29 protein-coding genes are annotated in these 26,248 nt (G+C 72.6%); 21 read left to right on the top strand and 8 right to left on the bottom strand.

The window, feature by feature from the left end:
- Positions 1-17: 17 nt before the first annotated feature.
- Positions 18-656: a pentapeptide repeat-containing protein gene (locus C8N24_RS04720; protein ID WP_121248493.1), complete on the top strand. Its 639-nt coding sequence runs from the start codon at positions 18-20 to the stop codon at positions 654-656.
- Here C8N24_RS04720 and C8N24_RS04715 read toward each other — a convergent pair.
- Positions 633-1,328 (bottom strand): zinc-binding dehydrogenase, encoded by a 696-nt coding sequence (locus C8N24_RS04715; protein ID WP_211339842.1) that lies wholly within the window; start codon positions 1,326-1,328, stop codon positions 633-635. The genes C8N24_RS04720 and C8N24_RS04715 overlap by 24 nt on opposite strands.
- Before the next feature lie 237 nt (positions 1,329-1,565).
- Positions 1,566-2,312, bottom strand: coding sequence for an AraC family transcriptional regulator (locus C8N24_RS04710; protein ID WP_121248491.1), 747 nt, complete (start codon positions 2,310-2,312; stop codon positions 1,566-1,568).
- Between the two features lie 111 nt (positions 2,313-2,423).
- Here C8N24_RS04710 and C8N24_RS04705 point away from each other — a divergent pair, with 111 nt between their 5' ends.
- From C8N24_RS04705 to C8N24_RS04695, 3 genes are read left to right on the top strand one after another with little or no spacing between them, the layout of a single operon-like run.
- A complete protein-coding gene (locus C8N24_RS04705) occupies positions 2,424-3,533 on the top strand; it encodes an MFS transporter (protein WP_121248489.1) in 1,110 nt (369 codons plus the stop codon).
- Positions 3,534-3,545: 12 nt separating this feature from the next.
- The gene (locus C8N24_RS04700) at positions 3,546-4,070 is read left to right on the top strand and encodes a PadR family transcriptional regulator (protein ID WP_121248487.1); all 525 of its coding nucleotides are present in this window, start codon (positions 3,546-3,548) and stop codon (positions 4,068-4,070) included.
- Entirely contained in the window at positions 4,067-4,417 is a 351-nt protein-coding gene (locus C8N24_RS04695; protein WP_121248485.1) for a hypothetical protein, read from the top strand. The genes C8N24_RS04700 and C8N24_RS04695 overlap by 4 nt, the downstream gene beginning before the upstream one ends.
- On the opposite strand, the gene C8N24_RS04690 is transcribed toward C8N24_RS04695, so the two are convergent.
- Genes C8N24_RS04690 through modA form a run of 3 tightly spaced genes read right to left on the bottom strand, consistent with a single transcriptional unit; the run spans position 4,411 to position 6,923 of the window.
- Positions 4,411-5,409 (bottom strand): ABC transporter ATP-binding protein, encoded by a 999-nt coding sequence (locus C8N24_RS04690; RefSeq protein ID WP_121248483.1) that lies wholly within the window; start codon positions 5,407-5,409, stop codon positions 4,411-4,413. The genes C8N24_RS04695 and C8N24_RS04690 overlap by 7 nt on opposite strands.
- Positions 5,346-6,173, bottom strand: coding sequence for an ABC transporter permease (locus tag C8N24_RS04685; RefSeq protein ID WP_121248481.1), 828 nt, complete (start codon positions 6,171-6,173; stop codon positions 5,346-5,348). Before C8N24_RS04685 ends, C8N24_RS04690 begins: the two co-directional genes overlap by 64 nt.
- The gene (gene modA / locus C8N24_RS04680; RefSeq protein WP_121248479.1) at positions 6,174-6,923 is read right to left on the bottom strand and encodes a molybdate ABC transporter substrate-binding protein; all 750 of its coding nucleotides are present in this window, start codon (positions 6,921-6,923) and stop codon (positions 6,174-6,176) included. It lies immediately after the preceding gene.
- A 58-nt stretch (positions 6,924-6,981) separates the two neighbouring features.
- Between modA and C8N24_RS04675 the strand changes: the two genes are divergently transcribed.
- Positions 6,982-7,992: a sigma-70 family RNA polymerase sigma factor gene (locus C8N24_RS04675; RefSeq protein WP_121248477.1), complete on the top strand. Its 1,011-nt coding sequence runs from the start codon at positions 6,982-6,984 to the stop codon at positions 7,990-7,992.
- A 381-nt stretch (positions 7,993-8,373) separates the two neighbouring features.
- Here C8N24_RS04675 and C8N24_RS04665 read toward each other — a convergent pair whose 3' ends face one another.
- Positions 8,374-8,961 carry a hypothetical protein gene (locus tag C8N24_RS04665; protein ID WP_121248475.1) on the bottom strand — a complete coding sequence of 196 codons (588 nt, stop codon included), beginning with the start codon at positions 8,959-8,961 and terminating at the stop codon, positions 8,374-8,376.
- 70 nt (positions 8,962-9,031) lie between these two features.
- Between C8N24_RS04665 and C8N24_RS04660 the strand changes: the two genes are divergently transcribed.
- Together C8N24_RS04660 and C8N24_RS04655 are read left to right on the top strand one after the other, a co-directional pair.
- Positions 9,032-10,957: a hypothetical protein gene (locus C8N24_RS04660; RefSeq protein ID WP_121248472.1), complete on the top strand. Its 1,926-nt coding sequence runs from the start codon at positions 9,032-9,034 to the stop codon at positions 10,955-10,957.
- Between the two features lie 105 nt (positions 10,958-11,062).
- Entirely contained in the window at positions 11,063-12,220 is a 1,158-nt protein-coding gene (locus C8N24_RS04655; protein WP_170178843.1) for an ROK family transcriptional regulator, read from the top strand.
- A gap of 7 nt (positions 12,221-12,227) precedes the next feature.
- Here the strand turns inward: C8N24_RS04655 and C8N24_RS04650 are convergent, their stop codons facing one another.
- Together C8N24_RS04650 and C8N24_RS04645 are read right to left on the bottom strand one after the other, a co-directional pair.
- On the bottom strand, positions 12,228-12,431 hold the full coding sequence (locus C8N24_RS04650; protein WP_121248468.1) for a hypothetical protein: 204 nt from the start codon (positions 12,429-12,431) through the stop codon (positions 12,228-12,230).
- A 43-nt stretch (positions 12,432-12,474) separates the two neighbouring features.
- Positions 12,475-13,110, bottom strand: coding sequence for a DUF47 domain-containing protein (locus tag C8N24_RS04645; RefSeq protein ID WP_121248466.1), 636 nt, complete (start codon positions 13,108-13,110; stop codon positions 12,475-12,477).
- Positions 13,111-13,367: 257 nt separating this feature from the next.
- On the opposite strand from C8N24_RS04645, the gene C8N24_RS04640 reads away from it, so the two are divergent.
- The 14 genes from C8N24_RS04640 (at position 13,368) to C8N24_RS04570 (ending at position 26,198) form a co-directional block, all read left to right on the top strand.
- Entirely contained in the window at positions 13,368-13,907 is a 540-nt protein-coding gene (locus tag C8N24_RS04640; RefSeq protein ID WP_147447642.1) for an HD domain-containing protein, read from the top strand.
- A gap of 36 nt (positions 13,908-13,943) precedes the next feature.
- Positions 13,944-14,303 carry a winged helix-turn-helix domain-containing protein gene (locus C8N24_RS04635; protein WP_121248462.1) on the top strand — a complete coding sequence of 120 codons (360 nt, stop codon included), beginning with the start codon at positions 13,944-13,946 and terminating at the stop codon, positions 14,301-14,303.
- Positions 14,304-14,363: 60 nt separating this feature from the next.
- Entirely contained in the window at positions 14,364-15,494 is a 1,131-nt protein-coding gene (pstS, locus tag C8N24_RS04630; RefSeq protein WP_121248460.1) for a phosphate ABC transporter substrate-binding protein PstS, read from the top strand.
- A gap of 51 nt (positions 15,495-15,545) precedes the next feature.
- Complete coding sequence (pstC, locus tag C8N24_RS04625) at positions 15,546-16,469, top strand: phosphate ABC transporter permease subunit PstC (RefSeq protein ID WP_121252933.1); 924 nt, start codon at positions 15,546-15,548, stop codon at positions 16,467-16,469.
- 3 nt (positions 16,470-16,472) lie between these two features.
- Entirely contained in the window at positions 16,473-17,642 is a 1,170-nt protein-coding gene (gene pstA, locus C8N24_RS04620; RefSeq protein ID WP_121248458.1) for a phosphate ABC transporter permease PstA, read from the top strand.
- Complete coding sequence (gene pstB / locus C8N24_RS04615; protein ID WP_121248456.1) at positions 17,639-18,439, top strand: phosphate ABC transporter ATP-binding protein PstB; 801 nt, start codon at positions 17,639-17,641, stop codon at positions 18,437-18,439. Before pstA ends, pstB begins: the two co-directional genes overlap by 4 nt.
- Positions 18,440-18,464: 25 nt before the next feature.
- On the top strand, positions 18,465-19,142 hold the full coding sequence (gene phoU, locus C8N24_RS04610) for a phosphate signaling complex protein PhoU (RefSeq protein WP_245971755.1): 678 nt from the start codon (positions 18,465-18,467) through the stop codon (positions 19,140-19,142).
- Positions 19,143-19,257: 115 nt separating this feature from the next.
- Positions 19,258-20,118, top strand: coding sequence for a response regulator transcription factor (locus C8N24_RS04605; protein ID WP_121248451.1), 861 nt, complete (start codon positions 19,258-19,260; stop codon positions 20,116-20,118).
- Between the two features lie 12 nt (positions 20,119-20,130).
- The gene (locus C8N24_RS04600; protein ID WP_121248449.1) at positions 20,131-20,502 is read left to right on the top strand and encodes a hypothetical protein; all 372 of its coding nucleotides are present in this window, start codon (positions 20,131-20,133) and stop codon (positions 20,500-20,502) included.
- 136 nt (positions 20,503-20,638) lie between these two features.
- Entirely contained in the window at positions 20,639-21,175 is a 537-nt protein-coding gene (locus C8N24_RS04595; protein ID WP_121248447.1) for a hypothetical protein, read from the top strand.
- Positions 21,176-21,306: 131 nt separating this feature from the next.
- Positions 21,307-21,588: a hypothetical protein gene (locus C8N24_RS04590; protein ID WP_147447641.1), complete on the top strand. Its 282-nt coding sequence runs from the start codon at positions 21,307-21,309 to the stop codon at positions 21,586-21,588.
- A gap of 344 nt (positions 21,589-21,932) precedes the next feature.
- Positions 21,933-22,541, top strand: coding sequence for a hypothetical protein (locus C8N24_RS04580; RefSeq protein ID WP_211339840.1), 609 nt, complete (start codon positions 21,933-21,935; stop codon positions 22,539-22,541).
- A 68-nt stretch (positions 22,542-22,609) separates the two neighbouring features.
- On the top strand, positions 22,610-23,971 hold the full coding sequence (locus C8N24_RS04575; RefSeq protein ID WP_170178841.1) for a transglycosylase SLT domain-containing protein: 1,362 nt from the start codon (positions 22,610-22,612) through the stop codon (positions 23,969-23,971).
- A gap of 151 nt (positions 23,972-24,122) precedes the next feature.
- Positions 24,123-26,198 carry a M14 family zinc carboxypeptidase gene (locus tag C8N24_RS04570; RefSeq protein ID WP_147447640.1) on the top strand — a complete coding sequence of 692 codons (2,076 nt, stop codon included), beginning with the start codon at positions 24,123-24,125 and terminating at the stop codon, positions 26,196-26,198.
- The last annotated feature ends 50 nt before the right edge of the window (positions 26,199-26,248 follow it).

The following is a 26,248-nucleotide window of genomic DNA, read 5'->3' as shown; positions in this document are numbered from 1 at the left end:
CCTCACAGACCGTGCCGATGGGAGCCAGTGAGAAGCCCGACGTGCTGGCCGACGAGGATCTCGGCGCGTGGACGCCCGACGGGCGCTTCGACGTCGAGGACGCGCTCGTGGGCGAGATCGACCTGGGCGAGCTCAAGGCCGCGGGGGCACGCGTGCTGCGCAGCCGGTTCGACAAGACGCGCCTCGCGGGCGCGCGGCTGCGGTCGCTGCGCGCGGCGGACGTGATCGTCGCCGACGCCGACTGGTCGAACGCCGACCTCGGCGGCGCCCAGCTCTCCCGCGTGCGCTTCGAGCGCTGCCGGATGACCGGGTTCAAGGCCGCCGAGGCGAAGCTCGAGGATGTCGCGTTCGTCCGCTGCAAGCTCGACCTCGCCAGCTTCCGCGGCGCCCAGCTGCGCCACGTGACCTTCGAGGACTGCGTGCTCGACGACGCCGACCTCACCTCGGCCCAGCTGCGCGAGACGCGCGTCGAGGCGAGCAGCCTGCGGCGCGTGCTGATCGACGACGCACGCCTGCGCGCGGTCGACCTGCGCGGCTCCGACGTCGAGCCCGACGGCGACGTCACCGCCCTGCGCGGCGCGACGATCGACCCGATCCAGCTCGTCGCGCTCGGCCCGCTGCTCGCGCGCGGCTTAGGGATCGACGTCCGCGACTGACAACACGATCTTGCGACGATGCGCCGTGGGCGCGATCGCGTACTCGAACGCGTCCTGCGCGCGCGTCACGGGCACGACGTCCGTGATGTAGGCCGGCAGCAGCGCGCGGGCGCCGAGGAGGTACGTGCGTGCGGCCTCCAGCGACGGGTGGCGCTCCATCGCCACGCCGCCGATCAGCGTCGCGTTCTTGCGGAAGAAGCGCGTGAACGGGAACGGGTAGTGCGCGTCGTCGGGGACGCCGAACGCGAGCACGGTGCCCTCGACGGCGACCGCTTCCACGGCCGCGGTGAGCGTGCGCGTCTGGTGGCCGACCGCCTCCACGACGAGGTCGAAGCGGTCGGGCGGGAGCGCGACCGCGTCGTCCCAGAGCACCTCGCGCACGCCGAAGGCGTCGGCCACGTCGCGGCGGTCGACGCGGTCCACGCCCGTCACGTGCGCGCCGCGCGCGGCGAGCACGTGCGCGAACAGCAGCCCGATCGAGCCGAGCCCGATGACGGCCACCCGCGCGTCCCGCACGTCACCGACCCGGCCGAGCGCGTAGAGGACGGTCGCCAGCGGCTGGATGACGGTCGCCTCCACGTCGGACAGGTCGGCGTCGACCGCGATCACCTGATCGGCGTCGACGACGAACCACTCCGCCAGCCCGCGATGCCCGGACGCCCAGCCGACCACCCGCGTGCCGTCCTCGGCGACGCCCCACCACCTCGTGCAACGGGAAGCCGGGGTCGCCGAAGTGGTCGATGAAGCTCTCGCTGCGGCGGCCGCGGAACGAGGGCAGGTCCGAGCCGCAGATGCCGCCCGCGAGCAGCCGCACCAGCCGCTGGCCGTCACCCGGCACGGGGGCGGGCGCCTCGACTCGCTCGAGCCGCCCGGGGGCGGTGAGGGCGTAGGCCCACATCCCCTCCATCTTTACCGGGTTCGCGCGCGGTACTCGCCGGGTGTCTGGCCGAGCGCGTGCCGGAAGGTGTCGATGAAGCTGCTCGTCGTCTTCCAGCCGCACTGCGACGCGGTGCGGGTGACCGAGGCGCCGCCGGAGAGCAGGATCATCGCTTCCAGCAGCCGCAGGTGCGTGCGCCACTGCGGGTAGCTCATGCCGAGCTCGTCGCGGAACAGCCGCGAGAGGCTGCGCTCGCTCGCGCCGACCTGACGGGCGAGCTCGGCCAGCGGGATCGATCGCGCGGGGTCGGCGGACGCGAGCGCGCAGGCGTCGGCGAGCCGCGGGTCGCGCGGGGTCGGGAGCGAGAGCGGCTGCTGCGAGGAGCGGCGGAGCTGGTCCCGCAGGACGGCGCGGACGCGGCCGGTCTCGGCCGCGCTCAGCTCCGGGTCGGCGGCGGCGATCAGCAGCTCGCGCAGGAACGGCGTGACGGCGACGATCATCGGCGCGGTCGCCGGCAGCGGCGGACGTTCGCGCGCGAAGCCGATCGCGTGGAACATGCTCGACCCGTAGAAGCGGTGCGCGTGCCAGACGCCGGCGGGCAGCCACACGGCGCGGTCCTTCGACGCGACCCAGCTGCCCGCCGACGTCTCGACCGCCAGCACGCCGGCGCTGACGTAGACGAGCTGGTGGTCCTCGTGGTGGTGACGTTCGATCGTGCTCCCACCGGCGTGCCGGGAGGCCGCGGTCAGCGTCCACAGCCGCTGGCGGGAATCCGACATAATCGCGCAGAATATCGGTAGCCGTACCGTCGCTCCGGTTCTACCGTCGAAGGCGTGAGTGCCCTCGCGACGCCCCTTGCCCCGCCCAGCGACCTGCCGATCTGGCAGCGGATGCGCGTGTGGGCGACCGCCCACGCGACCGCCGACCTCTACCAGGGCCTCGTCCCCGCCGCCGTCCCCTACTTCGTGCTCGAGCGCAACCTGAGCTACTCCGCCGCGTCGGGCCTCGCGCTCGCCGCGACGTTCGGCAGCGCGCTGCCCCAGCTCCCGATCGGGATGCTCGCCGACCGCCGGCGCGTGCCGTGGCTCGGGCCGGTCGGCCTGGTCCTCGCCGCGGTCGGCGTGGGGCTGGCGGGCGTCTTCGCGCCCTACCCGCTGGTGTTCGCGATGCTGCTGCTATCCGGCCTCGGCGTGGCGATGTTCCACCCGCCGGCGGGCCGCGACGCGCGCGTGGCCGCGGCGCACAGCGCGTCGGCCATGAGCGTGTTCGCCGCCGGCGGCAGCGTCGGCTTCTTCCTGGCGCCCGCGCTCGCCACCCCGTTGCTCGACGGCCTGGGCCTGAGCGCGCTCGTGCTGTTCATCCCGCCGGCGGTGCTGATGGCGTTCGTGCTCTCGCGTCACCAGTCGCGCCAGGTCGCGCAGGTCACGGCCAGCGGCGTGCCCGTCGGCACCGACCGCCCGCGCATGTTCGCGCTGCTGATCGCCGTCGAGGTCGCGCGCTCGTGCATCTCGTTCGGCATCAACACCTTCGTCGCCCTGTACTGGATCAAGGAGCTGGGCGCGTCCAGCACGCTCGGCGGCACCGCGCTCACGCTCGGCCTGCTCGGCGGCATCGCCGGCACGCTGCTGGGCGGGCGGATCGGCGACCGCTTCGGCCTCACCCGCACCATCCAGCTCGGCAACGCGGCGCTCATCCCCGCGTTCGGCCTGCTGCTGCTCGTGCGCGACCCGTACGTCGCGCTGATCTGCGTCACCCTGCTCGGCCTGACCGCGAACATCCCGCTCGCGGTGCTCGTCAAGCTCGGCCAGGACTATCTGCCGAGCCGCCCCGGCACCGCCGCGGGCGTGACCCTCGGCCTCGCGGTCAGCGCGGGCGGCCTGTTCCAGCCGGTGCTCGGCGTGATCGCCGACCACCACGGCCCCCGCGGCGCGTTCGTCACGCTCGCGTTCATGCCGCTGCTGGCGATGGCGCTGTCCGCCGGCCTGCGCCCGCCGAGGTAGTAGCTTGGCGCGATGCGGCGCCGTCCAGAGCAGCTCGCGACCGGCGAGTGGGCCGTCCTCGCGCTCGTCGCCGAGGCGCCGACCCATGGGTTCGCGGTCGCCCGCGCGCTCGCGCCCGGTGGCGAGGTCGGGCGGGTGTGGGCGCTGCGCCGCCCGCTCGTCTATCGCACGCTGGACGTGCTGGCCGACCGCGCGCTCGTGCGCGCCGCCGGCACCGAGCCGAGCGAGAGCGGCCCGCCGCGTACCGTGCTGGAGGTGACCGGCGCGGGCCGCGAGCGCGTGGACGCGTGGCTGCTCGAGCCGGTGCCGCACGTGCGTGACGCCCGCGCCGACCTGATGCTCAAGCTGCTCTACCTCGACCGGGCGGGACGCGACGCCACGCCGTTGCTCCACGCCCAGCGTGAGCGGTTCGAGGCGATCGCGCGCGAGCTCGAGGCCGGGGAGGACGAGGGATTCGCGCGGACGCTCGCGCAGTGGCGGCTCGAGAGCACCCGTGCCGCGATCCGCTTCGTGGAGGCGGTCGAGCCGGGCCGATGAGCCGATGGGCGCGGCTGGTGCTCCTGGACGACTCCGGGCCGCGTCGCCGGGGCGACGCGTGGCTGTTCGCGCTCGCCGGCGTGCTGGTCGTCGGGCTGATCTGGTGGTTCTTCATCCCGCCGCGGGTGAGCCGTCCCGACGAGCCCGTGTGGTGTCCGAAGGGCACGCAGCGCTTCGATGCGCGCGAGATCCTCGGCAAGGACTTCGACGACGGCTACGACTACGCGCGGGAGCGCGGGTGCACGGTCCGCGACTTCACCCACGGCGGCACCGACGACGAGCAGACCGCCCGCATCAGCGTGTTCGTCCGCCGGGGCGTGATCACAAGGATCGACGGGATCTACTGAACGACCCGGGCGCTGCGTGGCGCGAACGACGCGAAGGCGCGCGCTCCACGCTCCAGCCCGTCGGCGCGGGAGACCTCGGCGACGAGCGGCCCGACGCGCACCCGGGTGCGTCCGCGGTCGGGCGTGATCGAGCCGACCGTGCCGGCGAGCACGTTGCCCGCCGCCGGCGCCTCGGTCGTGACGGTGATCTCCCACGGGTAGACGGCCACGCCGACGCGGCCGGACGCGGGCTCGGCGACCTCGATCACGGTGCCGTCGTCGAGCGTCACGCGGGTGCCGTCGGCGGTGCCGTGCAGCAGGTTGCCGCCGGTGAGGCTCGCGACGAACTCGTCCGCGGGGCGCGCCGTCAGCTCCTCCGGCCGGCCGACCTGATGCAGCCGGCCGTCGCGGATCACGCCGATGCGGTCGGCGAGCGTGCTGGCGTCGAGGAAGTCGTGGGTGACGATCAGCGTCGGGATCGCGAGGGTGGCGAGGATGTCCGCGAGCTCCTCGCGCACGGCGGTGCGGGTGTGCGCGTCCAGCGCGGACAGCGGCTCGTCGAGCAGCAGCACCTGCGGGTCACGGCCGAGCGCGCGGGCGACGGCCACGCGCTGGCGCTCGCCGCCGCTCAGGCGCGTCGGCTTCTCGCGCGCGAGGTGGCCGATGTGCAGCCGGTCGAGCAGCTCGCGCACCCGCGTGCCGGACGCGCCGCCGAAGGCCACGTTCGCCGCCACGGTGAGGTGCGGGAACAGCGCGTACTCCTGGAAGACGAGGCCGACGCTGCGGCGGTCGGGCGGGAGGTCGACCCTGAGGGCGGCGTCGAACCACACGCGCTCGCCGAGCGCGATCCGCCCGTCGGCCGGGCGCTTCAAGCCCGCGACGTGGCGCAGGATCGTCGACTTGCCGGCCCCGCTGGGGCCGACGAGCGCGAACGTCTCGGCGCCGACCGTCAGGCGGGCGCGGAGCTCGAACGTCCGAAGGGGGTCGGTGAGGTCGAGCTCGAGCGGCGCCACGAGAGGAGCTTGTACGAAAGCAGGACGGCCGCGCTGATGACGACGAGCAGGATCCCGATCGACAGCGCGACGTCGAAGCTCGCCTCCAGCTGCTCGTAGATCGTCAGCGTCAGCGTGCTGGTCTCACCGCGCACGTTGCCGGCGAAGACGATCGTCGCGCCGAACTCGCCGATCCCGCGCGCGAAGGCCAGCACCCAGCCGGCGACGAGGCCACTCGCCGCCAGCGGCAGCGCGATCCGCACGAACGTGCGCGCGGGGGATGCGCCCAGCGTGCGGGCCGCGTCGTGCAGGGTCGGGTCGACGCTCTCGAACGCGCTGATGGCCTGCCGCAGGTAGAACGGCGACGCGACGAACACGACCGCGAGCACGACCGCCCACTCGGTGAACGGCAGCACGATGCCCCGGTCCTGCAACGCGCCGCCGAACAGCCCGCCGGCGCCGAACGCGGCCAGCAGGCCGATCCCGGCCACCGCGGGCGGCAGCACCAGCGGCAGCTCGATCAGCGTGATGACGAGCGCGCGCCCGCGGAACCGCCGCGTCGCGAGGAAGTAGGCGGCCGGCGTCCCCACCGCGAGGATCAGCACGTTGGCGATCGCGTTGGTGCGCGCGGTCACCTTCAGCGTGTCCTGCACCGCGGGGTCGCGGAGCAGGCCCGGGACGTCGCCCAGCGGCACCTCGGTGAACAGCGCGACGATCGGGATCGCCAGGAACGCGACCGCGATGCCCAGGCAGAGCGCCAGGAAGCCGGTGAACGCCGGGCGCACTCAGGTGCCCGGAGGTGGTCCGAAGCCCTGGCGCTCGAGCGCGTCGCGGCCGTCGGGCGACGTCACCGTGGCGATGAACGCCTCCGCGGCCTTCGCGTTCGCGCCCTTGCGCTTGACCGCGCACAGCAGGTACTGGATCTTCGGCTGCGTCTCGGCCGGCAGGCGGATCACCTCGACGCGGTCGCCGGCGGCGCGCGCGTCGGTGTTGTAGGCGAAGCCGGCGTCCGCGGATCCGAGCGCGACCTTCGAGGTCAGGCTCGCCACGTTGGCCTCGTTGGAGACCGTGTTGCGCTCCAGGATCGTGCGCATCCCCGCGTTCTCGAGCAGCTGGCGCGTGTACTTGCCGACCGGGACGTCCTCGGTGCCGACCGCGAGCCGTCGACGCGGACCGCTCGTCAGCGACTCCAGCGACGTCACCTTGCCCGGGTTCCCCGCCGGGACGAGCAGCACCACCGCGTTGCTCGCGAACGGCACCGGCTGCGAGCAGCGGCCCGCCTTGAACAGCGCGTCCGGCTCCTTGGCGCTTGCCGAGGCGAAGACGTCGGCCGGCGCCCCGCGCTCGATCTGCGTCTGCAGCTGGTTCGAGCCGGCGAAGTTGTACCGCGGGGCCTTGTCCAGCTCCGGGAACACGTCGCGCAGCGAAGCCGCGGCGTAGACCGTCGGCGGCGTGCGCTCCTCGCCGCCGCAGCCGACCGCGACCAGGGCGGCGCCGGTCGCAGCCATGCATAGGAACTGCCTAAGCACGCTCATCGCGGCGCATCTTAGTCAAAACGGAACTACCGCGCCGCGGGGTTAGGATTCCGAGACGATGCTGCGGACCGCCGAGACTCCCATCGAAGCCGAGCTCGAGTCGTACCGCCGGGCGCTGACCGGCTACTGCTACCGGATGATCGGGTCGGGCTCCGAGGCTGAGGACGCCGTCCAGGAGACGATGGTCCGTGCCTGGAAGTCGGCTGACAAGCTGCAGGAGCGGGCCGCGTTGAAGGCGTGGCTGTTCCGGATCGCCAACAACGTCTGCCTGGACATGCTCGGCAGCGCGCAGCGGCGGGCGACGCCGATGGACATGGGGCCGAGCTCGGGCGCGGACGCGCCGCTCGGCGACATGCTCGTGGAGAGCGCGTTCGTCCGGCCGATCGCCGACGCGAAGGTGCTCGAGCCGACCGCCGACCCCGCCGAGCTGGCCGCCGAGAAGGAGACGCTGCGGCTCGCGTTCGTCGCGGCGCTGCAGCACCTGCCGGCCAAGCAGCGCGCGGTGCTGATCCTGCGCGAGGTGCTGCGCTGGCAGGCGAGTGAGGTGGCGGAGCTGCTGGACACGAGCGTCGCGTCGGTCAACAGCGCGCTGCAGCGCGCCCGTGCGACGATCGAGGAGAAGCACCTGGACGCCAGCGGCTCGGCGACGGTCGACGATGCCGAGCAGAAGGAGCTGCTGCGCAAGTACGTCGCCGCGTTCGAGGCCTATGACATGACGGCGCTCACCGCGCTGCTCAAGGACGATGCCGCCTTCAGCATGCCGCCGTGGCCGCTGTGGGTGGTCGGGCCGGACAGCATCCGGCAGTTCATGACCACCACGGGCGCGAAGTGCGAGGGCTCGAAGGTGCTGGTCACGCAGGCCAACGGCGGGCCGGCGTTCGGCATCTACAACCCGACGCCCGAGGGCGACTACGCCGGCTGGGCGGTCGTCGTCATGGAGACGTCAGAGGGGCGGGTCTCCGGGCTGCATCACTTCATCTACCCGGAGCTGTTCGCGGAGTTCGGGCTCCCGCTCCGGCTCGACGGCGAGCACGTCGGCCAGGCCGACGAGCTCCAGCAGCCCGCGTAGCTCGTCGGGCACGTTGCGCAGGCGCACGCGCTCGCCGCGGCGGCGGGCGCGCAACTGCATGCGGGCGAGCGCCTCGACCAGGGCGAGATCGGGACTCGTCGCGTCCACGTAGCCGACCACCTCCTCGGTCTCGGCGTTGACGACTTGCACCGTGTCTCGCTGCATCAACGACTAAGACGACGCGCGTCGCGGAAACTCATCGCGTGGCCGGAAGTGGGGGCCGGCAACTATTCCGACGGCCGGTCCGCACGGGGAATCCTTGACGCGCGAGATGAATTCGTTGATGATCACGCCGAATGTGGTCTACGACGGCGCCGTAGACGCATCCGGTCGCCGCGGCCGGCCCGGGTACTCCTCCCCGGTCCGGCCGCGGCCGACCACCTACCGGCGGTCCTCGAGGGTGCCGTGGCCGGCCGTCGCGCGGCCGTTCGGCGTGGTCTCGCGGTCGCGGTCGAAGCGCCCGCGGTCACGGTCGTGCTCGAGCTCGTCGCGGTCGTGGCGGGTGGCCATCGGCGCCCCACCGCGGCGCCGGCCGACGCGCGGCATCATCGCCAGCACGACGAGCGCGGCGCCCATCGCGCCCATGATCAGCTTCGTCCAGTTGTTCGTCGCGATGATGCCGAGGATGTCGGTCCCGTCGGAGAGCGCGATCAGCGCGCCGACGATCATCACGACGCCGACGATGAACGCCATCGACTTGGCGCCCCAGTGGATGGGCGAGCCGAGCAGCAGCAGCAGGCCCGCGGCGGCGAAGGCCAGCCACGTCCAGCCGTTGCCTTCAACGCCCAGGAACGTGCTGCCGTTCACGGTGCCGTCGGGCACGTCGAACGTGAAGCTCTGGTTCGCGAAGATGAAGCCCAGGACGCCGAACACCAGCGAGGCGATGCCGATGATGGCCACCGGGCCCTTGGCCAGCGAGAGCCCCTTGCGCGGTTTGACGGTGTCGTCGTAGGTCTCGGTACGTGCCATGCGGATCCTCCTAGAAGCCTTTTGTAGGAGGATTCCCCTCCACTGCGGCCCGCATGCCTGGTGTCACCTCATGTTGCGCGCGATCCTCATCACCCTTGCCGTGCTGGCCTTCCCCGCCGGTGCGTCCGCGGCTCCCTTCGGCGAGCTGCCGTTCCAGTCCGCGGGCGGCGCGGCCGCGTGCCTGCGCCCGACCGGCGCGCCCGGCGAGGTCGTGCGCTGGGTGCGCGGCGGCGTGCAGACGATGACGGCACGCGCCGACGGCCTGCACCCGACGGGCGGCGTGCCGCTCGGCACGTCGACGAGGTGCCCCGACGTCACCGGGCATCCGAACGGCGCGGCGGTGCTGGCCGCGGCGGTCACGGGCGGGATCCGGGTCGCGCTGCGCGAGCCGGGCGCCGGAAGCTGGAGCCCGCCGGTGACGCTGAAGGGGCAGGAGTACTCGTCGGTGGCCGACGTCGCGATCTCGCCGCGCGGCGACGTGGTGCTCGCGTGGACGGAGACGGGCGAGGCGATCGAGGCGCGCACCACCGTGCGGGTGGCACGCCGGCCAGCGGGCGGGACGTTCGGCGCCCCCGAGACGCTCATCCGGCCCGCCGAGGAGACGCTGGAGGCCGAGGTGCAGGTCGGCATCAGCGCCGCGGGCGAGGCGATCGTCGCCCAGGGCCGGCCGGCCGGGCAGTTCGAGCGGGTGTCCGTCCGGGTCGGCGCGGCGAACGCGCCCCTGGGGCCGGAGCAGCGGCTCGTGTCCCGGCGCGTGGGCTCCGGGCCGTCGCTCGCGGTGGCACCGGACGGCCGGGCGCTGATCGGCGTCGGCGGTCCGATGGACGCCCCCGTGCTCTACGAGCGGCCGCCGGGCGGGAGCTTCGGTCCGGCGGTGAAGGTCGACCTGCGCTCCGACTTCGACGCGCCGGTCGTGGCGCTGCGGGCGGACGGCGCCGCGGTCGTGGTGTCGGGGCAGGGGGAGTCGGCGATCGAGGCCGTGACGCGCGCCGCGCCCGGACCGTTCGGCACCCGCGTCGAGGTGGCGCCGGCGCTCCCGGTCCACCGGCGCGCGGACTTCGGCGTGCTCTACGGCGTGGTCGGCACCAACCCGCCGCCCGAGTCCTTCCCGGACGTCGGCGTGACGTTCACCGCCGACGGGCGCGCGTTGGTGCTGCGCGCCACGGAAGAGCGCGGCCTCAGCGTCGCGACGTTCCCGGTCGCGACCGGGGCGCCGAGCGAGCACTCGCTGGTGGGCGGCACGCTGCGCGCGCCGTACGGGCTGTCGCCCCTGACGCTGCCGGACGGCCGGCTGGCGGTCGCGTGGACCGACGACCGCGGCCTGCACGACTCCACGCGCCGGCGCGACGGTCGGCTGCACCTGGCGGTCGAAGGCGTGCCCGGCCCGGTCGAGGCCGCCGCGCCGAAGGTCACGGTCGGCACGCCGAAGGTCCGCGCGCTGCGGCCCGCGCAGTCGCTGAAGCTGCCCGTCCGCTGCAGCGCCGCTTGCGACGTGCGCGTGGCCGTGCCGGGGTACCCGAGCCCGACGGACGTCACCGGCTCGCTGGCCCGCGCGGGGACGATGGAGCTCGTGATCCGGCCGGCCAGCGACGGGCTCGCGCCGGCGCGTGGGCGGCTGCGGCTGGTGCTGCGCTCGTCCGCGCCCAACGCGCGCACGGTCCAGCGCCAGACGGTCTCCCTCGCGCTGCGCCGGCTGCCGCCGCCGCGCGTGCCGCGGCTCCTCGGCGTCCGCGCGCGCCGCGTGGGTGACGACATCGTCGTGCGCTGGCGCACGGACGGCCCGGTGCTCGACGCCTACTTCCTCGTCTACGCCACGAAGGGACGCGCCCGCGGGGAGGGCGTCGTGGCCATCGGCACGCCCAAGCGCCTGGCGGGTCGCGCCTTCACCGTCCGGCTGCGCGACGCCCGTGCGGCGCGCTACGTGTGGGTCTCGCTGGCGCCGCTGAGCAGCGGGATGAAGGGACGCTCGGTCCGTCTTAAGGTGCCTCTCACGTAACGATTACGTCGAGAGATGAGCATCCGCGCCCTCGGGATCGCTACTTTTTGCTTCCGCTTGAGCTTAAACGAGTCACCAGGACCGAGTGTCCGGCACGCCAACCGCGTGCGCCTGTTGCAGGCGCTGCTGCGCCACCCGGCGCGCAGCCGTGCCGATCTCGGGCGCTCGCTCGGGCTCTCGCGCGCCACGGTCACCGCACTGCTCGGCGAGCTCGAGCTCGCGGGCATGGTCGAGCAGCACCGGCCCGACGGTGAGGAGGACCGGCCCGCGGCGATCGGCCGGCCGCCGCTGCAGGTGTCGCTGACGGCGACCGCCGCGTTCGCGGTCGGGCTCGACTTCGGCCACCGCCACATCCGCAGCGCGGTCTGCGACCTCGGCGGGCGGATCGTCGGCGACCAGTGGTCGGTCGTCGGCACCGACACCGACCCGGCGAGCGCGTTCGACCTTGCGCAGCGGCTCACGATGGCGGCGCTCGAGCAGGCGGGCGTGCCGACGTCGTTCGTGGTCGGCGTCGGGGCGGGGCTGGCCGTGCCGGTCGACGGCGCGACGGGCCTCATCCACGCGGAAGGCATCCTGCCCGGGTGGGACGGCGTGCGGCCGGCGGCGGAGCTCGAGCAGCGGCTCGGCCTCCCGGTCCAGGTCGAGAACGACGCCAACGCGGGCGCGATGGGCGAGCACCTCTTCGGCGCCGGCCGCGGCGTCGCCGACATGGTCTACCTGCGGCTGTCCGCGGGCACCGGCCTCGGGATGATCCTCAACGGCGACGCGTACGGCGGGGTCAGCGGGATCGCCGGCGAGGTGGGGCACACGCCCGTTGTCGAGGACGGGCTCATCTGCCGCTGCGGCAACCGCGGCTGCCTGGAGACGCTGGCCACGCCCGCCGCCGTCGCGGACCTCCTGAGCCGCAGCCGCGGCGAGACGATCACCTTCACACAGCTGCTCGAGCAGCTTCGCGAAGGCGACCGTGCCGCCCGGCGCGCGATCGCGGACACGGGGGTGGCGGTCGGCCGTGCGGTCGCGTCGGTCGTGAACCTGCTCAACCCAGAGCTGGTCATCATCGGCGGCGAGCTCGCCGCGGCGGGCGACGTCCTGCTGGACCCGATCCGCGAGGCCGTCGAGCAGCGCGCGGTCCCCCCGGCGGCGCGCGCGGTGCGCGTGATCCGCGGCACGCTGGGCGAGCACGCGGAGGTGCTCGGCGCCGCGGCGGTCCAGCTCGCCCGCGCGCCCGAGGCGCTCGCGGGGCGTCTCGCGCAGGCGTCCTGAAGCCGGCTCAGCGTCGCCGCGCGCGCAGCAGCCCCACGCCGAGCACGACGGCCCACACGACGCCCGCCACGAGCAGCAGCTGCGCGTACGGCGAAGCGCTCTCACCCCGGATCAGCTGCACGACCACGGCGACGAGCAGCACGGCCGTCAGCACGTTGCCGATCGCCCGTTCGGCGGCGTGCTCGGCGGCCTTGCGCGTCCTCGAGTTCATGCGCGCCTTCCTACCCGGGGCCAGGAGCGGGCGCGCGCCGGGCTCAAGAATGGCCGTTCGTGCGCTTGAGGGTCATGCCCTCGAGGACGTTCGCGACCGTCTCGCAGGCGTCGATCGCGCACTCGAGCGTGTCGAAGATGTCCTTCCAGCGGATCACGATCATCGGGTCGATGCCGGCCACGAACAGGTCGGCGAGGGCGGCGCGCTGGATCTTGTCGCCCTCGTTCTCGAGGCGGTGGATCTCGACGAGCTGGGCGCCGACGTCCAGGCCGTTGCGCAGGCCGCGCAGGGACTGGGCGACCTGCTCGGAGCAGGAGACGAGGACGGCGGCCATCGCCTCGGCCTGCTCCATCGGGGCCTCGACGCCGTAGAGCGCCAGCTGGTCGGCGCACTCCTCGGCGTAGTCGACGATGTCGTCCAGCGCGCCCGCGAGCGCATGGACGTCGGCGGAGTCCAGGTGCGCGCGCCGCGAGCCGCGCTTGGCCAGCCGGTGGTGGATGTCGTGGACGATCCGGTCGCCCTCCTGCTCGCACAGGACGATGTCGCGGGAGAGGCCCGCGCGCTCGGGATAGTCGGACAGCAGGTCGCGCAGCAGCAGAGCGGACCGCTGGACGTTGCGGCCCGACTCATCGAACAGCGTCAACAGCTCCGGGTCGGGCCGGGTCCGGCGCAACAGCACGGATCGACCGTACAGGGCCAAATCGCTTGCGCCGAACGCGTTCACAACCTCTTCACGGGCGCCGAGCGCCCCTGGGATTCACTGATCGAGGCGCTCCCGCCGGAGCGGCGCGCCGAGCAGTCCCTCCCGGGGCCTGGCGCGGCAACTCTCTCCTCCCGCGCCCGGTCCCGGGAGTCCCCACCGCCGGTACGGTGGTCGCAGTGCTTACGACCAGACTGCCGCCTTTCGCCGAGGCACGTCCGAGCGTCCGCCGAGCTGTGGAATGGGCCCTCGTCATGCACGCGGACCAGCGCCGTGAGGTCGACCAGGCCCCGTTCGTCCTGCATCCTCTCGAGGTCGCCTCGCTGCTGAACGGCCGCGACTTCAGCGACGAGGTCGTGACCGCCGGCGTCCTGCACGACGTGGTGGAGAACACGAGCGTGACCGTCGACGACGTGGAGCGCCGCTTCGGCGTGCGCGTGGCCGCGCTCGTGGCCGCCGTGTCCGAGAACCCGGCGATCGAGGACTACGTGGCCCGCAAGGCGGCGCTGCGTGCGCAGGTGGCCGCGGCCGGCACGGGCGCCTGCGCGGTCTACGCCGCCGACAAGGTGGCCAAGGTGCGCGAGCTGCGGGCCAAGGTCGCGCGCGACCCGTCGGCGCTGCAGGGGCCCAAGCTCGAGCACTATCGCGCCAGCCTCACGATGCTGCGCGCCGAGACGACGGGCCTCGCCCTCGTCGACCAGCTCGAGTTCGAGCTCTGGGCGCTCGACGTGTTACCGCCTTCACAACTTGATAACGACGGGTTCACGGACCGGTAACCGGTTCCAGGCGCGTACCGCCCAAGGTACGCGTCGATGCACACGAGTGAGCAGACGGAAGTCCTGATCGCCGGGGAGTTGGAGATCCGGCCGTCCGAGCATGTTGCTCGGGCGGGTGGACGGACGCTCTCGCTCTCGGTGCGCGAATTGGAGTTGCTGGCGGCACTGGCGCGCCTGGAGGGACGCATCGTGTCGCGCGAAGAGCTCTACACGACGGTCTGGGGCGCGCCCATGCGCGGTGCCGACCGCTCGGTCGACGTCTATGTGCACAAGCTGCGGACGAAGCTCGCGAGAGCGCTTCCGCACGCGGAGTTCATCCACACGCACTTCGGCTTCGGCTACCGCTTCGAGCGCGAGCCTTCACAGCTTTTTCACAAGTCAGGAACAAGTCGGTAACAGGACGCCGCCCTCGCCCTGCGAGGGTCATCGGCGTACGGATCAGAGAAGGAAGGGTCAATGGGAACCACCCGGTTCAAGCCGGTGGCGATGGCGGCTGCCGTCGCGCTGGCGTTCGGCGCGACCGCGTGCGGCGCAGCCAACGAAGAGCCTGCCCAGAGCGGCAGCAACAACGCCAACGCCGCTGCGGCGACGCCCGCGGCCGCTGAGCTGTCGGGCAACCTGGCCGGTGCCGGCGCGTCCTCGCAGGAGGCGGCGCAGCAGGCCTGGATCGCCGGCTTCCAGGAGGCCAACCCCGACACGACGATCTCCTACGACGCGGTCGGCTCCGGCGGCGGTCGTGAGCAGTTCATCGCCGGTGGCGTCGCCTTCGCCGGCACCGACTCCCACGTCAAGGACGAGGAGCTCACCGGTGCTCAGGAGCGCTGCGGCGGTCCCGACAACCTGATCGAGATCCCGGCGTACATCTCGCCGATCGCGGTCATCTACAACCTCGACGGCGTCGAGAACCTCCAGCTCTCGCCGGAGACGCTCGCGAAGATCTTCAAGCAGGAGATCAAGACGTGGGACGACGCGGCCATCAAGGCCGACAACCCGGACGCGACGCTCCCGAGCGAGCGCATCACGGTCGTCAACCGCTCTGACGAGTCGGGCACCACGGAGAACTTCCAGGAGTACCTGGCCGCCGTCGCCCCCGACGTGTGGGACTTCGAGGTCAGCGGCGACTGGCCCGTCAAGGGCGGCGAGGCCGCTCAGGGCACGTCCGGCGTGGTCGACGCCGTCAAGGCCGGCAAGGGCGCGATCGGCTACGCCGACGCTTCCCAGGCGGGCGAGCTCGGCAAGGCTTCGGTCAAGGTCGGCGAGGAGTTCGTCGCCCCGACGCCCGAGGCGGCCGCCAAGATCGTCGAGGCCTCCGAGGAGACCGACGACCCGGGCGCGCACGTGTTCACGTACGACCTCAAGCGCGACACCACCGAGGCCGGCACGTACCCGATCGTGCTCGTGTCCTACCTGCTGGCCTGCACCAAGTACGACGACGCCGCTCAGGGCGCCCTCGTCAAGGGCTACGTCAACTACATCGTCAGCGCGGAGGGCCAGCAGGCCGCCGCGACCAACGCGGGCTCCGCCCCGATCAGCGAGGCCGTCCGCGCCAAGGTGCAGCCGGCCGTCGACGCGATCGCGGCCAACTAACGAACCACCACTGGAGCTGAGGCAGACGTGAGCGCAGCCGACGTCGACGACCTGCAATCCGTAGTTCGCGGCGGACCCGCCAGGGGCGGCGTCGGTGACCGCGTCTTCAAGGGAGCCGCGACCGGCGCGGGTGGCCTGATCCTGGCCATCCTCGCCGGTGTGGCGATCTTCCTGCTGGTGAAGGCCTGGCCGGCCATCACCGCCAGCGCCGAGGACCTCCCCAACCAGGAGAGCCTCATCAAGTACGTCTGGCCTCTGCTCTACGGCACCGTCGTCGCCGCGACGATCGCGATCATCGTCGCGGTGCCCATGGCCGTCGCGGTGGCGCTGTTCATCAGCCACATCGCGCCGCGCCGCATCGCCCAGCCGATGAGCTACCTCATCGACCTGCTGGCCGCGATCCCGAGCGTCATCTACGGCCTCTGGGGCATCGCGGTCCTCGGCCCGGCGTCCGTGCCGGTGCTCGAATGGCTGTCGGACAACCTCGGCTTCATCCCGTTCTTCGAAGGCCCCGCCTCGTCCACGGGCCGCACCATGCTCGTCGCGGGCGTCGTGCTCGCGGTGATGATCCTGCCGATCATCACGGCCGTCACGCGCGCGGTGTTCGAGCAGACCCCGCGCCGGCTGCAGGAGGGCGCGCTCGCCCTCGGCGCCACGCGCTGGGAGATGATCCGCCTGACCGTCCTGCCGTTCGGCAAGTCGGCGATCATCTCCGCCTCGATGCTCGGCCTCGGCCGCGCGCTCGGCGAGACCATGGCCGTGGCCATCCTGCTCTCGGTCTCCGGCGGCGTGACCGACAACCTGATCTCGTCGGCGAACCCGTCGACGATCGCCGCCAACATCGCGCTCACCTTCCCCGAGTCCTCCGGCCTCGCGGTCAACGCGTTGATCGCCTCCGGCCTCGTCCTCTTCGCCCTGACGCTCGCGGTCAACATGGCCGCGCGCACGGTGATCAACCGCCAGGTCCGGATCTAACCCATGAGCACCGAACCCACCGAACGCGAGCACGTGACCGAGCCCACGCACGAGCCGCAGGGCCTGCCGTCGCTGGCGGGCAACACGGCCCACACCGTCGATGTGCCCGTCGCCGAGACGTCCGCGCCCGCGCGGGTGCGCCCGCCGGTGCAGGTCGCCGGCCGGGTCCTGCCGGGTTGGGCGCCGTGGGGCATCGTCGCCGGCGTGGCCGCCGTGATCGGCCTGCTGCTGCTCGCGACGGGCTTCAACCTCGCGCTCTGGATCGTCGCGACGGTCGTCGTCGGCGGCGTCGCGCAGTACGTGATCTCGCGCACCGTCGAAGGCCCGCGGCGTGCGACCGACCGCACCGTCACCTACGGCGTCGTCGCCGCGTTCGCGCTGGCGCTCACGCCGCTCGTCTCGCTGCTCTACACCGTGATCGAGCGCGGTGCCGCGCGCTTCGACTCGCAGTTCTTCACGTGGTCGATGCGCGGCGTGATCGGCGAGGGCGGCGGCGCCATCCACGCGATCTACGGCACGCTCATCATCACGGGCTGCGCCGCGGTGATCTCGGTGCCGATCGGCATCCTCGCCGCGATCTACCTGCAGGAGTACGGCACCGGGCGCCTGAAGCGCGCGCTGACGTTCTTCGTCGACGTCATGACCGGCATCCCGTCGATCGTCGCCGGCCTGTTCGCCTTCGCGCTGTTCTCGATCTTCCTCGGCCCGGGCATCCGCCTCGGCATCATCGGCGCGGTCGCGCTGTCGGTGCTGATGATCCCGATCGTCGTGCGGTCGACCGAGGAGATGCTGCGGATCGTCCCGAACTCGCTGCGCGAGGCGTCCTACGCGCTCGGCGTGCCCAAGTGGCGGACGATCCTCAAGGTCGTCCTGCCGACCGCGCTCGGCGGCATCGTCACCGGCATCGTGCTTGCGATCGCCCGCGTGATCGGCGAGACCGCTCCGCTGCTGATCACCACCGGCGTCGTGGCATCGGTCAACACCAACCCGTTCGACGGCCGCATGCAGAACCTCGCGGTCTTCGCCTTCAGCTCCTACAAGTCCCCCGGCGTGCCGCCCGAGCCGTCGATCGACCGTGCGTGGACCGCCGCGCTCGTGCTGATCATGATCGTGATGATCCTGAACGTGGCCGCCCGCTTCATCTACCGCCGCTTCGGCACGGAGATCCGATGACCGCCATCGCGCCCGTCAAGGCCAAGAGCATCAAGGCCACCAACCTGAACCTGTACTACGGCAAGTTCCTGGCGGTCAAGGACGTCAACATCACGATCGAGCCGAACAAGGTCACGGCGCTGATCGGCTCCTCCGGCTGCGGCAAGTCGACGTTCCTGCGCTCGCTGAACCGGATGCACGAGCTCGTCCCGGGCGCGTACGCCGACGGCGAGGTCCTGCTCGACGAGACCGACATCTACGCGTCCGACGCCGACCCGGTCCAGGTCCGCCGCCAGATCGGCATGGTGTTCCAGGCGCCGAACCCGTTCCCGACGATGTCGATCTACGACAACGTGGCGGCCGGCCTCAAGCTCAACGCGCGCAAGATCAAGAAGGCCGACCTCGACGCGATCGTCGAGCGCGCCCTGCGCGGCGCGAACCTGTGGGACGAGGTCAAGGACCGCCTCGGCAAGCCCGGCATGGGCCTGTCCGGCGGCCAGCAGCAGCGTCTCTGCATCGCTCGCGCGACCGCCGTCGAGCCCGACGTCCTCCTGATGGACGAGCCCGCCTCGGCCCTCGATCCGATCTCCACGCTCGCGATCGAGGACCTGATCACCGAGCTCAAGAAGGAGTACACGATCGTGATCGTCACGCACAACATGCAGCAGGCGTCGCGCTCATCCGATAACACTGCCTTCTTCAACATCGAGGGCACCGGCAAGCCGGGGCGTCTCGTCGAGGTGGACACGACGGAGAAGATCTTCTCCAACCCGTCCAACAAGGAGACTGAGGACTACGTCAGCGGACGATTCGGCTGAGCCCTTCGCGGTCAGGAGAGAGATCGTGGGTGGCCGTCAGCAATTCCAGGAAGAGCTCCGCGAGCTCGAGTCGCAGGCGCTCGGGGGGATCGACCTCGTCGTCAAGACCCTCGACCGCACGCTCGAGGCGCTCGAGCACCAGGACATCGAGCTCGCGTCGATCGTCATCCATGACGACGATCGCATCGACGGGCGGTATCTGGAGGTCCAGCAGGGCATCCTGTCCCTGCTCGCCCTGCAGGCGCCCGTCGCGTCGGACCTGCGGCTCGTCGCCGCGCTGCTGCACGTGATCAAGCACGTGGAGCGGATGGGCGACCAGTGCGTGAACATCGCGAAGATGCTGCCCGTGGTCGGCTACGAGCCGCCCAAGGACGAGCAGATGCTCGAGTACATCTTCAAGATGGGCAAGCTCGCCCGCTCCGAGGTCGAGCAGTGCAAGCAGGCGTTCCTGCTGCGCGACGTGGCCGTGGCCGAGGACCTGGTCCGCCAGGACCACGAGATCAACCGCTTGAACCGCTGCGTGTTCTCGCGGGCGGTCGAGATCGGGACGGACGCGGACCGGCGCGAGTGGGCGATGTCGATGATGCTCGTCGCGCGTGCGATCGAGCGGATCGGCGACAACGCGGTGGACATCGGCGAGCAGGTCGCGTTCGTCGTCACGGGGCAGTTCCGAGAGTTCTCGGACGCGTCCCACGTGAGCTGAGTGAACGGATCCGCCGGTATCTCGGCGGATCCGGTTTTCGGGTTGTAACCAGGTCGTTATCTGGACGTTTGAACCCTCGTAGACAAACCCGGTCGTGGATACTGTGCCCAGCGAGATGACGACGATGAGCGAAGAGCGGCGCACCGGCGCCGCGCCTGGCGGCCAGTCCACCGTCCGGCTCGCGGTGATCGACTCCGACACCGGTTTCCTCCAGGTGCTGGGCAAGCGCCTGGAGGGGATGGGTTGGCAGTACCGCGTGTTGGCCTCACCCGTTCCGCTGGACGCCATGGTGGCGATGCGGCTGAACGCGGTCGTGGTCGACCTGGCCGTGCTCGGCCCGCAGGGCTGGACCTACCTCGACAAGCTCTGCGCTCGTCTGCCCGGCCTGGGCGTGATCGTGTGCACGGGGCAGTCCTCCGTGGCGCAGCGTGTGCGCGGCCTGCGCCTCGGCGCCGACGACTGGGTCACCAAGCCCTGCCACCCCGAGGAGCTCATCGCCCGCGTGGAGGCCGTCGTCCGCCGTCGCAAGCGCGCCGACGTGCGCGTCGAGAAGGGCCCCGTCATGATCGGCGAGGTCGAGATCCGCGCCGACCAGTTCCAGGCGTTCGTCGGCGGCGTGTCCGTCGAGCTCACCCGCCGCGAGTTCGAGCTCATCCAGCTCCTCGCCGAGGCGGAGGGCCAGGTCCTGCAGCGTGAGGAGATCTACCAGCGCGTCTGGGGCTACGCCATGGTCCACGGCGACCGCAGCGTCGACGTCTTCGTGCGCAAGCTGCGCTCGAAGCTCGAGCGCGCCTCGTCGAACTGGCGCTACATCCACACCCACTTCGGCATCGGCTACCGCTTCTCGGCCGAGCCCGTCGAGGACCCGGTCGGCGCGGCCCTGCCCGTCCCGGAACCGGCCGACGAGCTGTCGGCCCCCGACGACATCTCCGCGTTGACGGCGCTCCCCGCGCCCGAATACGCCCCCGCGGGCTAAAGTTGACGTCCGGTGGACCCGGACCGCAACAAGCACATCCGCAACGTCGCGATCATCCTCGTGCTGGCGGTCGCCGTCTGGAAGCTCCCAGGCGGCGGCACCGCGGCCACGACGATCAGCAACGTCTTCTCCGTGCTCTTCCTCGGCGGCTTCTGCTGGCTCGGCTACCGCCTCTACATGGAGCACCGTGACACCCTCCACGGCCTCGAGGAGCGCCAGCGCGCCATCGCCTACGGCGCCTTCGCCCTGGCCGTCTTCGCCATCGCCGCCACCGGCCGCCTCTGGGGCGACCTCGACCTCCTCGGCGGCATGATCTGGATGCTGATGCTCGGCCTCGCCGGCTGGGCCCTCTACAGCGTCTGGCGCTCCTACAAGACCTACTGAAAGTTGCACTTCCGGCACAAAGCCGGCGCACTTTCGTAACACCCACGCGTAGACCCATGTGAGGCCCCCGGTGGAGGCTTCCACCATGCCCGGTCCCCACCCCGCATGGAGTCGCCGCCGGCGCCGACGACGTCGCGTGTGGTCGCGCCACGGGCGCGGGTGGCGCGTCGGCTTCGCCGCGCGTACCGGCCGCGTCTGCGGCGCCGTTCTCTTCATGGGTGGCGGCCGCGCCGCGCGTGCCGGCCGCGTCCGCGGCGCAGGTCTCCTGGTGCGTGCCGGCCGCGTCGCGCGTGCCGGCCGCGTCCCAGCGGTCGGCCTCGCCGCTCGTGGTCGTCGGCATCTCGTCGCCAGCGGCGGACAGGCGTCCGTCGAGCTCGTAGCCGTGCTGCCGCTCGTGGTCGTGGTGCTGGCGGGTGCCTACCAGGCGGTGCTCGCGGGCGAGGCGGTCTGGCAGTCGCGCGTGGCCGCGCGGGCCGCGGCGCGCGCGCATGCGGTCGGGGAGGACCCGGCGGCCGCCGCGCGCGGCCACCTGCCGGGGCGGCTCGAGCGCGGCTTGCAGGTCAAGGCCGACGCGTCCGGCGACGTCCGGGTGTCGGTGCGCATCCCGGCCGTGTTCCCGTCGGCTTCGGTCGGGCGCGTCGGCGCCACGTCCCACTTCCGGCCGCAGTCATGACCGCGCAGCCGGCCAGCGCGGGGTATGGCCGGAGACCGTCCTGTGCGGACGGTTGCGAGGCATACCCCCGCCGTCTCGCGTCCGCCCGCGGCCAGGCGACGATCGAGCTCCTGGGCCTGCTGCCGCTGGTCGTGCTCATCGGGCTCGTCGGCTTCAGCTTCGTCGCCGCGTCCACCGCGCACGAACAGGCCGGCGAAGCCGCCGAGGCGGGCGCCCTGGCGCTCCTCCAGGGCGGTTCCGACGCCCGCACGGCCGCCCGCGACGCCTTGCCCGAGCACCTCCGCACCCGCGCGACGATCACCGTCACCGGCCGCCGCGTCCACGTCCGCGTGCGGCCGCGCTTGCCGATCGCGGCCCTCTCCGACCGCCTCGCCGGCGAGGCCCACGCCGACGCCGGCCCACCCACTCCATGAGCCGAGCCCTCGACTTCTTCCTGTCCCCGGCGCCGCCCGACCCGCCGACCCCGCCGGCCCGGGTGCCGCGCAAGCAACGCACCCGCGCCTCCGCCCGCCAGGCGCCGCCCAGCACACCGCCGTCGGCCGATGTGCCCGACGCGCCGACCCGGTCCGGGCCGGCGCCCGTCGCTTTCGTGCCCGGTCTCTCGCCGGCGCGACCGGGGCCGGGGTCGGGAGTCGGGCCGGGGTCGGATGCGGGGCCGGAAGCGGGGCCGAGGCCGGGGTCGGGGGCGCAGCCAGGCTCGGGCTTGGGGTTGGGGTCGGGGTCGCAGCGGGGCTCGGGGTCGAGGACGGAGCCGGGGTTGGGGAGGGGATCGGCGTCGAGCCCGGCACCGGCGCCGCTCGCGGCCGTCCCGGTGGCCATCCGGGTCGTCACCGGCGCGGCGGTCGTGGGCCGGCCGCGCGAGGCGGAGCCCGTCGCGGCCGCGCTGGCGCTCGCTCTGCGGAGGGAGACCCGGGCGAAGGCCGCGACGGTCGCGGTCATCGGCCCGCCGCTGCCGGACGGAGGCGGGGGAGGCGGCGCGGGACGGCGACTTGCCGTGCAGCTCGAGGCTGAGGGGCTGGAGCCACGGGTACGCGGCCGGCTCGCCTGGGTGCGGCTGGACCCGGCCGACCCGGAGCTGCCCGCGCTCACGTGGCAGCTCGCGCTCGTCGCGGCACCGGTCGTGTTCGCGGTCACGGCGCCGCGCACCGCGGCGATCGACGCCGCACTCGCCGATCAGGACCTCGTCGTCCTGGTCACCCCCGACCCGGACGGCCCCCTCGCGGTCGCGGCGACCGCGGGCCTCCCGCGGGTGACGACGACTGCACCGCTGGCCCGCGGCCTCGCACGGGAGCTCTCCCGGGCGGGCGTCCGCACGGCACCGGCGATCCGCCGGCTCATCGAAGCCACGACGAGGAGCGAGCCATGACACACCCGACCAGCCCGCCCGCGGCCCGTCGAGCCGGCGCCTCCTCGCATACCGCCGGCCGACCCGGCATGCATGTCGTCTCACTCGCGGAAACCGCGAGTCAGGCGACTCGCACCCGCGGACCACGCCGCACGCTGCTGCGCGCGGAGCACGGGCAGGCCTCGGTGCTGCTGGTCGGCGGGCTCGTCGGCGTGCTGATCGCCGTGTTCATCGCCGGAGCGGTCGCGCGGGCGGTCGGGAGGGACGCGGCGGCGCAACGCGCGGCGGACCTGGCGGCCGTCGCCGGCGCGAAGGCCATGCACGCCCACTACGACCGCCTGTTCGAGCCCGCGTTCATCGACAAGGCTCCGAACCCGCGGCACCTGGAGAAGGACGCGTACCTGGCGCTCGGGCGGGCGGCGGCGCTCGAGGTCGCGAAGGCGAACGACGTGCCCACCGCCACGGTGAGCTTCCCGGACGGGGAGACGATCGGCCCGGTGCGCATCCGGGTCGCGGTGCGGGACGTCGTCGGGGCCGGCGAGCGCGAGGCGACGATCCGCGCGACCGCCGAGGCGCAGCTCGGCGCCGCCGACGACCTCGGCTTCGCGAGCGGCGGCGGCTACGACGGCCCGCTCGCCTACCGGCAGGGCAAGCCGATGCGGCCCGACGTCGCCCAGGCCTTCGACCGGATGGAACGCGCCGCCGAAGCCGACGGGGTCACGCTCACGATCAACAGCGGCTTCCGCTCGGACGCCGAGCAGGCCGTGCTGTTCGCGCGCAACCCGGACCCGAGGATGGTCGCCCCGCCCGGCAAGTCGCTGCATCGCAACGGCACCGAGCTCGACATCGGCCCGCCCGCCGCCTACGCCTGGCTGGCCGCGAACGCGACCCGCTTCCACTTCGTGCAGCGCTACGGCTGGGAGCCGTGGCACTACGGGTTCACGCTCAACGCCGGCTCGAGCCCGTCCTCCACCGGCAACGACGGCAAGGCGGGCGTGGCACGCGGCGCCGTCCCGGGGTTCGTCCCGCCGCAGTTCGCGTCCGCGCTCAGGCAGGCCGCCCAACGCTGGAACGTCTCCGCGACGCTGCTCGCCGCCCAGCTGTACGCGGAGTCGAACTTCAACCCGTTCGCCACCAGCCGGGCGGGCGCGCAGGGCATCGCGCAGTTCATGCCCGGCACGGCGCGCACGTACGGGCTGGACGACCCGTTCGACGCCACCGAGGCGATCCACGCGCAGGCGCACCTGATGCGCGACCTGCTGCGCCAGTTCGGCTCCGTCCCGCTCGCGCTCGCCGCCTACAACGCCGGCCCGGTGCCCGTCAGCGCGTGCGGCTGCGTTCCGCCCTACCCCGAGACCCAGGGCTACGTCGCGCGCATCCTCGGCCTGATGAACGGCGCCGGCCAGCCGCTCGGCACCGGCTCGGGACTCACCGTCCGCCTGGTCTCGTGACGTCGCCCGGCTGGACCTCGAAGGGCTTGTCGTGGGCCTGCGCTGAGAGAAGTCCACACCCAAGCGCTTCCCCCGCCCGGCCCGGTTCCCTAGCGTGCCGTCACGCCGGAAGTGCAGGTCAGGAGGGGACTTGACCAGAGGGGGGATTGGGTTGCAGGGTTCCAAGCTCGTTGCCGGGCTCGCGGTGGCTACCGCGTTGCTGCTGCCGAGCGCCGCGCAGGCGAAGACGACGCTGGTGGAGGTCGAAGAGACCAGCCACGCCGTGCTGCACAAGCTCGAGGCGCTCGGCCTCGACGTGACGTACGAGGGCGATGAACGCACGGAGCTGATGCTGCACGGCCCGGAGGACGAGCAGATCCTCGCGGGCACGGGCTACGCGTACAAGGTGCTGATCGAGGACATGGACGGCGCCAACGACGCCTACCTCGATAAGGAAGAGGTCCATCAGGCGCGCGCCGAGCGGGGCATCGCGCCGCTGTCCACGCTGCCGACCGGCCGGGTCGCGTATCGCACGCTCACCGACGTGAACGCCGAGCTCCAGCAGCTCGCGACGACGTACCCGGACAGGGTGAAGCTGTTCACGCTGTCCAAGCCGACGCTGCTCGGCAAGACGATCTACGGCGTCGAGGTGAGCCACGACGTGGCGACGGCGGGCGCCAAGCCGAGCTTCCTGCTCAGCGGCGCGCACCACGCGCGCGAATGGCCGACGGTGGAGTTCACGCTCGAGTTCATCTGGGACCTGCTGCTCAACGACAAGGCCGGCGACGACGCCAGCGCGCTGCTCGAGAAGGGCAAGCTGATCGCGGTGCCGGTCGTGAACCCGGACGGGTACGACCTCAGCCGCAGCCTCCAGAACGAGCAGAAGCGCAAGAACTGCCGGATCACGGCCGGCGTGATCCCGACGCTCGCCGACTGCACCCTGGCCGCGAACGTCAACCGCGGCATCGACCTCAACCGCAACTACCTGCCGTTCTGGGGCGGCCCGGGCTCGAGCAGCTCCGCCACCGCCTCCAACACGCGCGGTGAGGCCCCGGCCAGCGAGCCGGAGATCCAGGGCATGATCGACCTGCTCAACAAGAGCAACGTCACCGTCGCGATCAACAACCACACGCCCGACCAGCGCCTGCTGCGCGCGCCGAGCTCCTCGAACGAGCCGGACGTCGTGGCGGACGAGGTGGCCTACGAGGCGCTGCTGCAGCGCCTGTCCAAGAACCTGCCCGGCTGGGCGGCGGGCCCGTGGACCGACGTCTACTACGAGGCGTCCTCGACCGCCGAGCAGCAGGCGTACTACGCGTACGGCGCGTTCGGCTTCACGCCGGAGGCGACCCCGGGCTTCTCCGGCACGCAGACGTTCCACCCGCCGTACCAGAACGTGATCGACAACTACCTGGGCACGGGCACGCGCTACGCGAACCAGACGATGCGCGGCCTGTACTACGACGCGTTCGCCGCCGCCACCGAGGCCGACAAGCACTCGGTGCTGACGGGCACGGCGCCCGCGGGCACCACGCTCACGCTCTCCAAGAGCACGCTGCTGGACAGCTCCAGCCTCGTCTGGACCACCGGTCAGCCGGCCGAGGTCCGCGCGTTCCCGAACACGATCGCCCAGTCGATCACGGTGCCGGCGAGTGGCAAGTTCGAGTGGCACGTCAACCCGTCCGGGCGGCCGAGCCAGTACAACGCGACGCACCTGGACGAGGCGTACGACCTGGTCTGCAGCGCGCCGGACGGCACGGTCCTGGAGCGCACGACGCTGAAGATCAAGCGCGGTGAGGTCGCCAACCGCAGCCTCTGCACCACCGGGACGGTCGGCGGAACGGTGCCGGCCACGCTCAGTCTGACCCTGGGCGCGCCCGCGACGTTCGGCGCGTTCGTGCCGGGACTTGCGGCCGAGTACGACGCGAGCACGAAGGCGGACGTGATCAGCACGGCCGGCAGCGCGACGCTCTCGGTCTCGGACCCGGACACGGCGAACACCGGCAAGCTGGTGAACGGCGCGTTCGCGCTCGCGCAGCCGCTCCGCGCCGCCGCGTCGAGCCCGGCGGCCGGCGCGGGCTCCGCGCTCACGCCCGTCACGACCAACACGCCTTTGCTGACCTGGACCGCGCCGGTCAGCAACGACCCGGCGACGGTGGCCTTCAAGCAGGCCATCGGCGCCGGCGACCCCCTGCGGACCGGGACGTACAGCAAGACGCTGACGTTCACGCTCTCCACCACGAACCCGTAGGGAGTGAGGTCCGCTCCGGCCACCCGTCGGCTCCGGCCGGCGGGTGGCCG

This window comes from Solirubrobacter pauli (genome assembly GCF_003633755.1).
Classification (GTDB): domain Bacteria; phylum Actinomycetota; class Thermoleophilia; order Solirubrobacterales; family Solirubrobacteraceae; genus Solirubrobacter; species Solirubrobacter pauli.
The sequence above is the reverse complement of the archived record's forward strand: the minus strand, read 5'-3'. Positions and strand labels throughout refer to the sequence as shown.

What these genes read in the sequence shown, in the direction of transcription:
- C8N24_RS04695 (WP_121248485.1), top strand. Translation starts at nt 4,067, where the DNA reads ATGAGCCGATGGGCGCGGCTGGTGCTCCTGGACGACTCCGGGCCGCGT.
- C8N24_RS04705 (WP_121248489.1), top strand. Translation starts at nt 2,424, where the DNA reads ATGCGCGTGTGGGCGACCGCCCACGCGACCGCCGACCTCTACCAGGGC.
- C8N24_RS04575 (WP_170178841.1), top strand. Translation starts at nt 22,610, where the DNA reads ATGCATGTCGTCTCACTCGCGGAAACCGCGAGTCAGGCGACTCGCACC.
- C8N24_RS04660 (WP_121248472.1), top strand. Translation starts at nt 9,032, where the DNA reads ATGTTGCGCGCGATCCTCATCACCCTTGCCGTGCTGGCCTTCCCCGCC.
- modA (WP_121248479.1), bottom strand. Translation starts at nt 6,923, where the DNA reads ATGAGCGTGCTTAGGCAGTTCCTATGCATGGCTGCGACCGGCGCCGCC.
- C8N24_RS04710 (WP_121248491.1), bottom strand. Translation starts at nt 2,312, where the DNA reads ATGTCGGATTCCCGCCAGCGGCTGTGGACGCTGACCGCGGCCTCCCGG.
- pstB (WP_121248456.1), top strand. Translation starts at nt 17,639, where the DNA reads ATGACCGCCATCGCGCCCGTCAAGGCCAAGAGCATCAAGGCCACCAAC.
- C8N24_RS04720 (WP_121248493.1), top strand. Translation starts at nt 18, where the DNA reads ATGGGAGCCAGTGAGAAGCCCGACGTGCTGGCCGACGAGGATCTCGGC.
- C8N24_RS04700 (WP_121248487.1), top strand. Translation starts at nt 3,546, where the DNA reads ATGCGGCGCCGTCCAGAGCAGCTCGCGACCGGCGAGTGGGCCGTCCTC.
- C8N24_RS04650 (WP_121248468.1), bottom strand. Translation starts at nt 12,431, where the DNA reads ATGAACTCGAGGACGCGCAAGGCCGCCGAGCACGCCGCCGAACGGGCG.
- C8N24_RS04605 (WP_121248451.1), top strand. Translation starts at nt 19,258, where the DNA reads ATGACGACGATGAGCGAAGAGCGGCGCACCGGCGCCGCGCCTGGCGGC.
- C8N24_RS04665 (WP_121248475.1), bottom strand. Translation starts at nt 8,961, where the DNA reads ATGGCACGTACCGAGACCTACGACGACACCGTCAAACCGCGCAAGGGG.
- C8N24_RS04675 (WP_121248477.1), top strand. Translation starts at nt 6,982, where the DNA reads ATGCTGCGGACCGCCGAGACTCCCATCGAAGCCGAGCTCGAGTCGTAC.
- pstS (WP_121248460.1), top strand. Translation starts at nt 14,364, where the DNA reads ATGGGAACCACCCGGTTCAAGCCGGTGGCGATGGCGGCTGCCGTCGCG.
- pstA (WP_121248458.1), top strand. Translation starts at nt 16,473, where the DNA reads ATGAGCACCGAACCCACCGAACGCGAGCACGTGACCGAGCCCACGCAC.
- C8N24_RS04635 (WP_121248462.1), top strand. Translation starts at nt 13,944, where the DNA reads ATGCACACGAGTGAGCAGACGGAAGTCCTGATCGCCGGGGAGTTGGAG.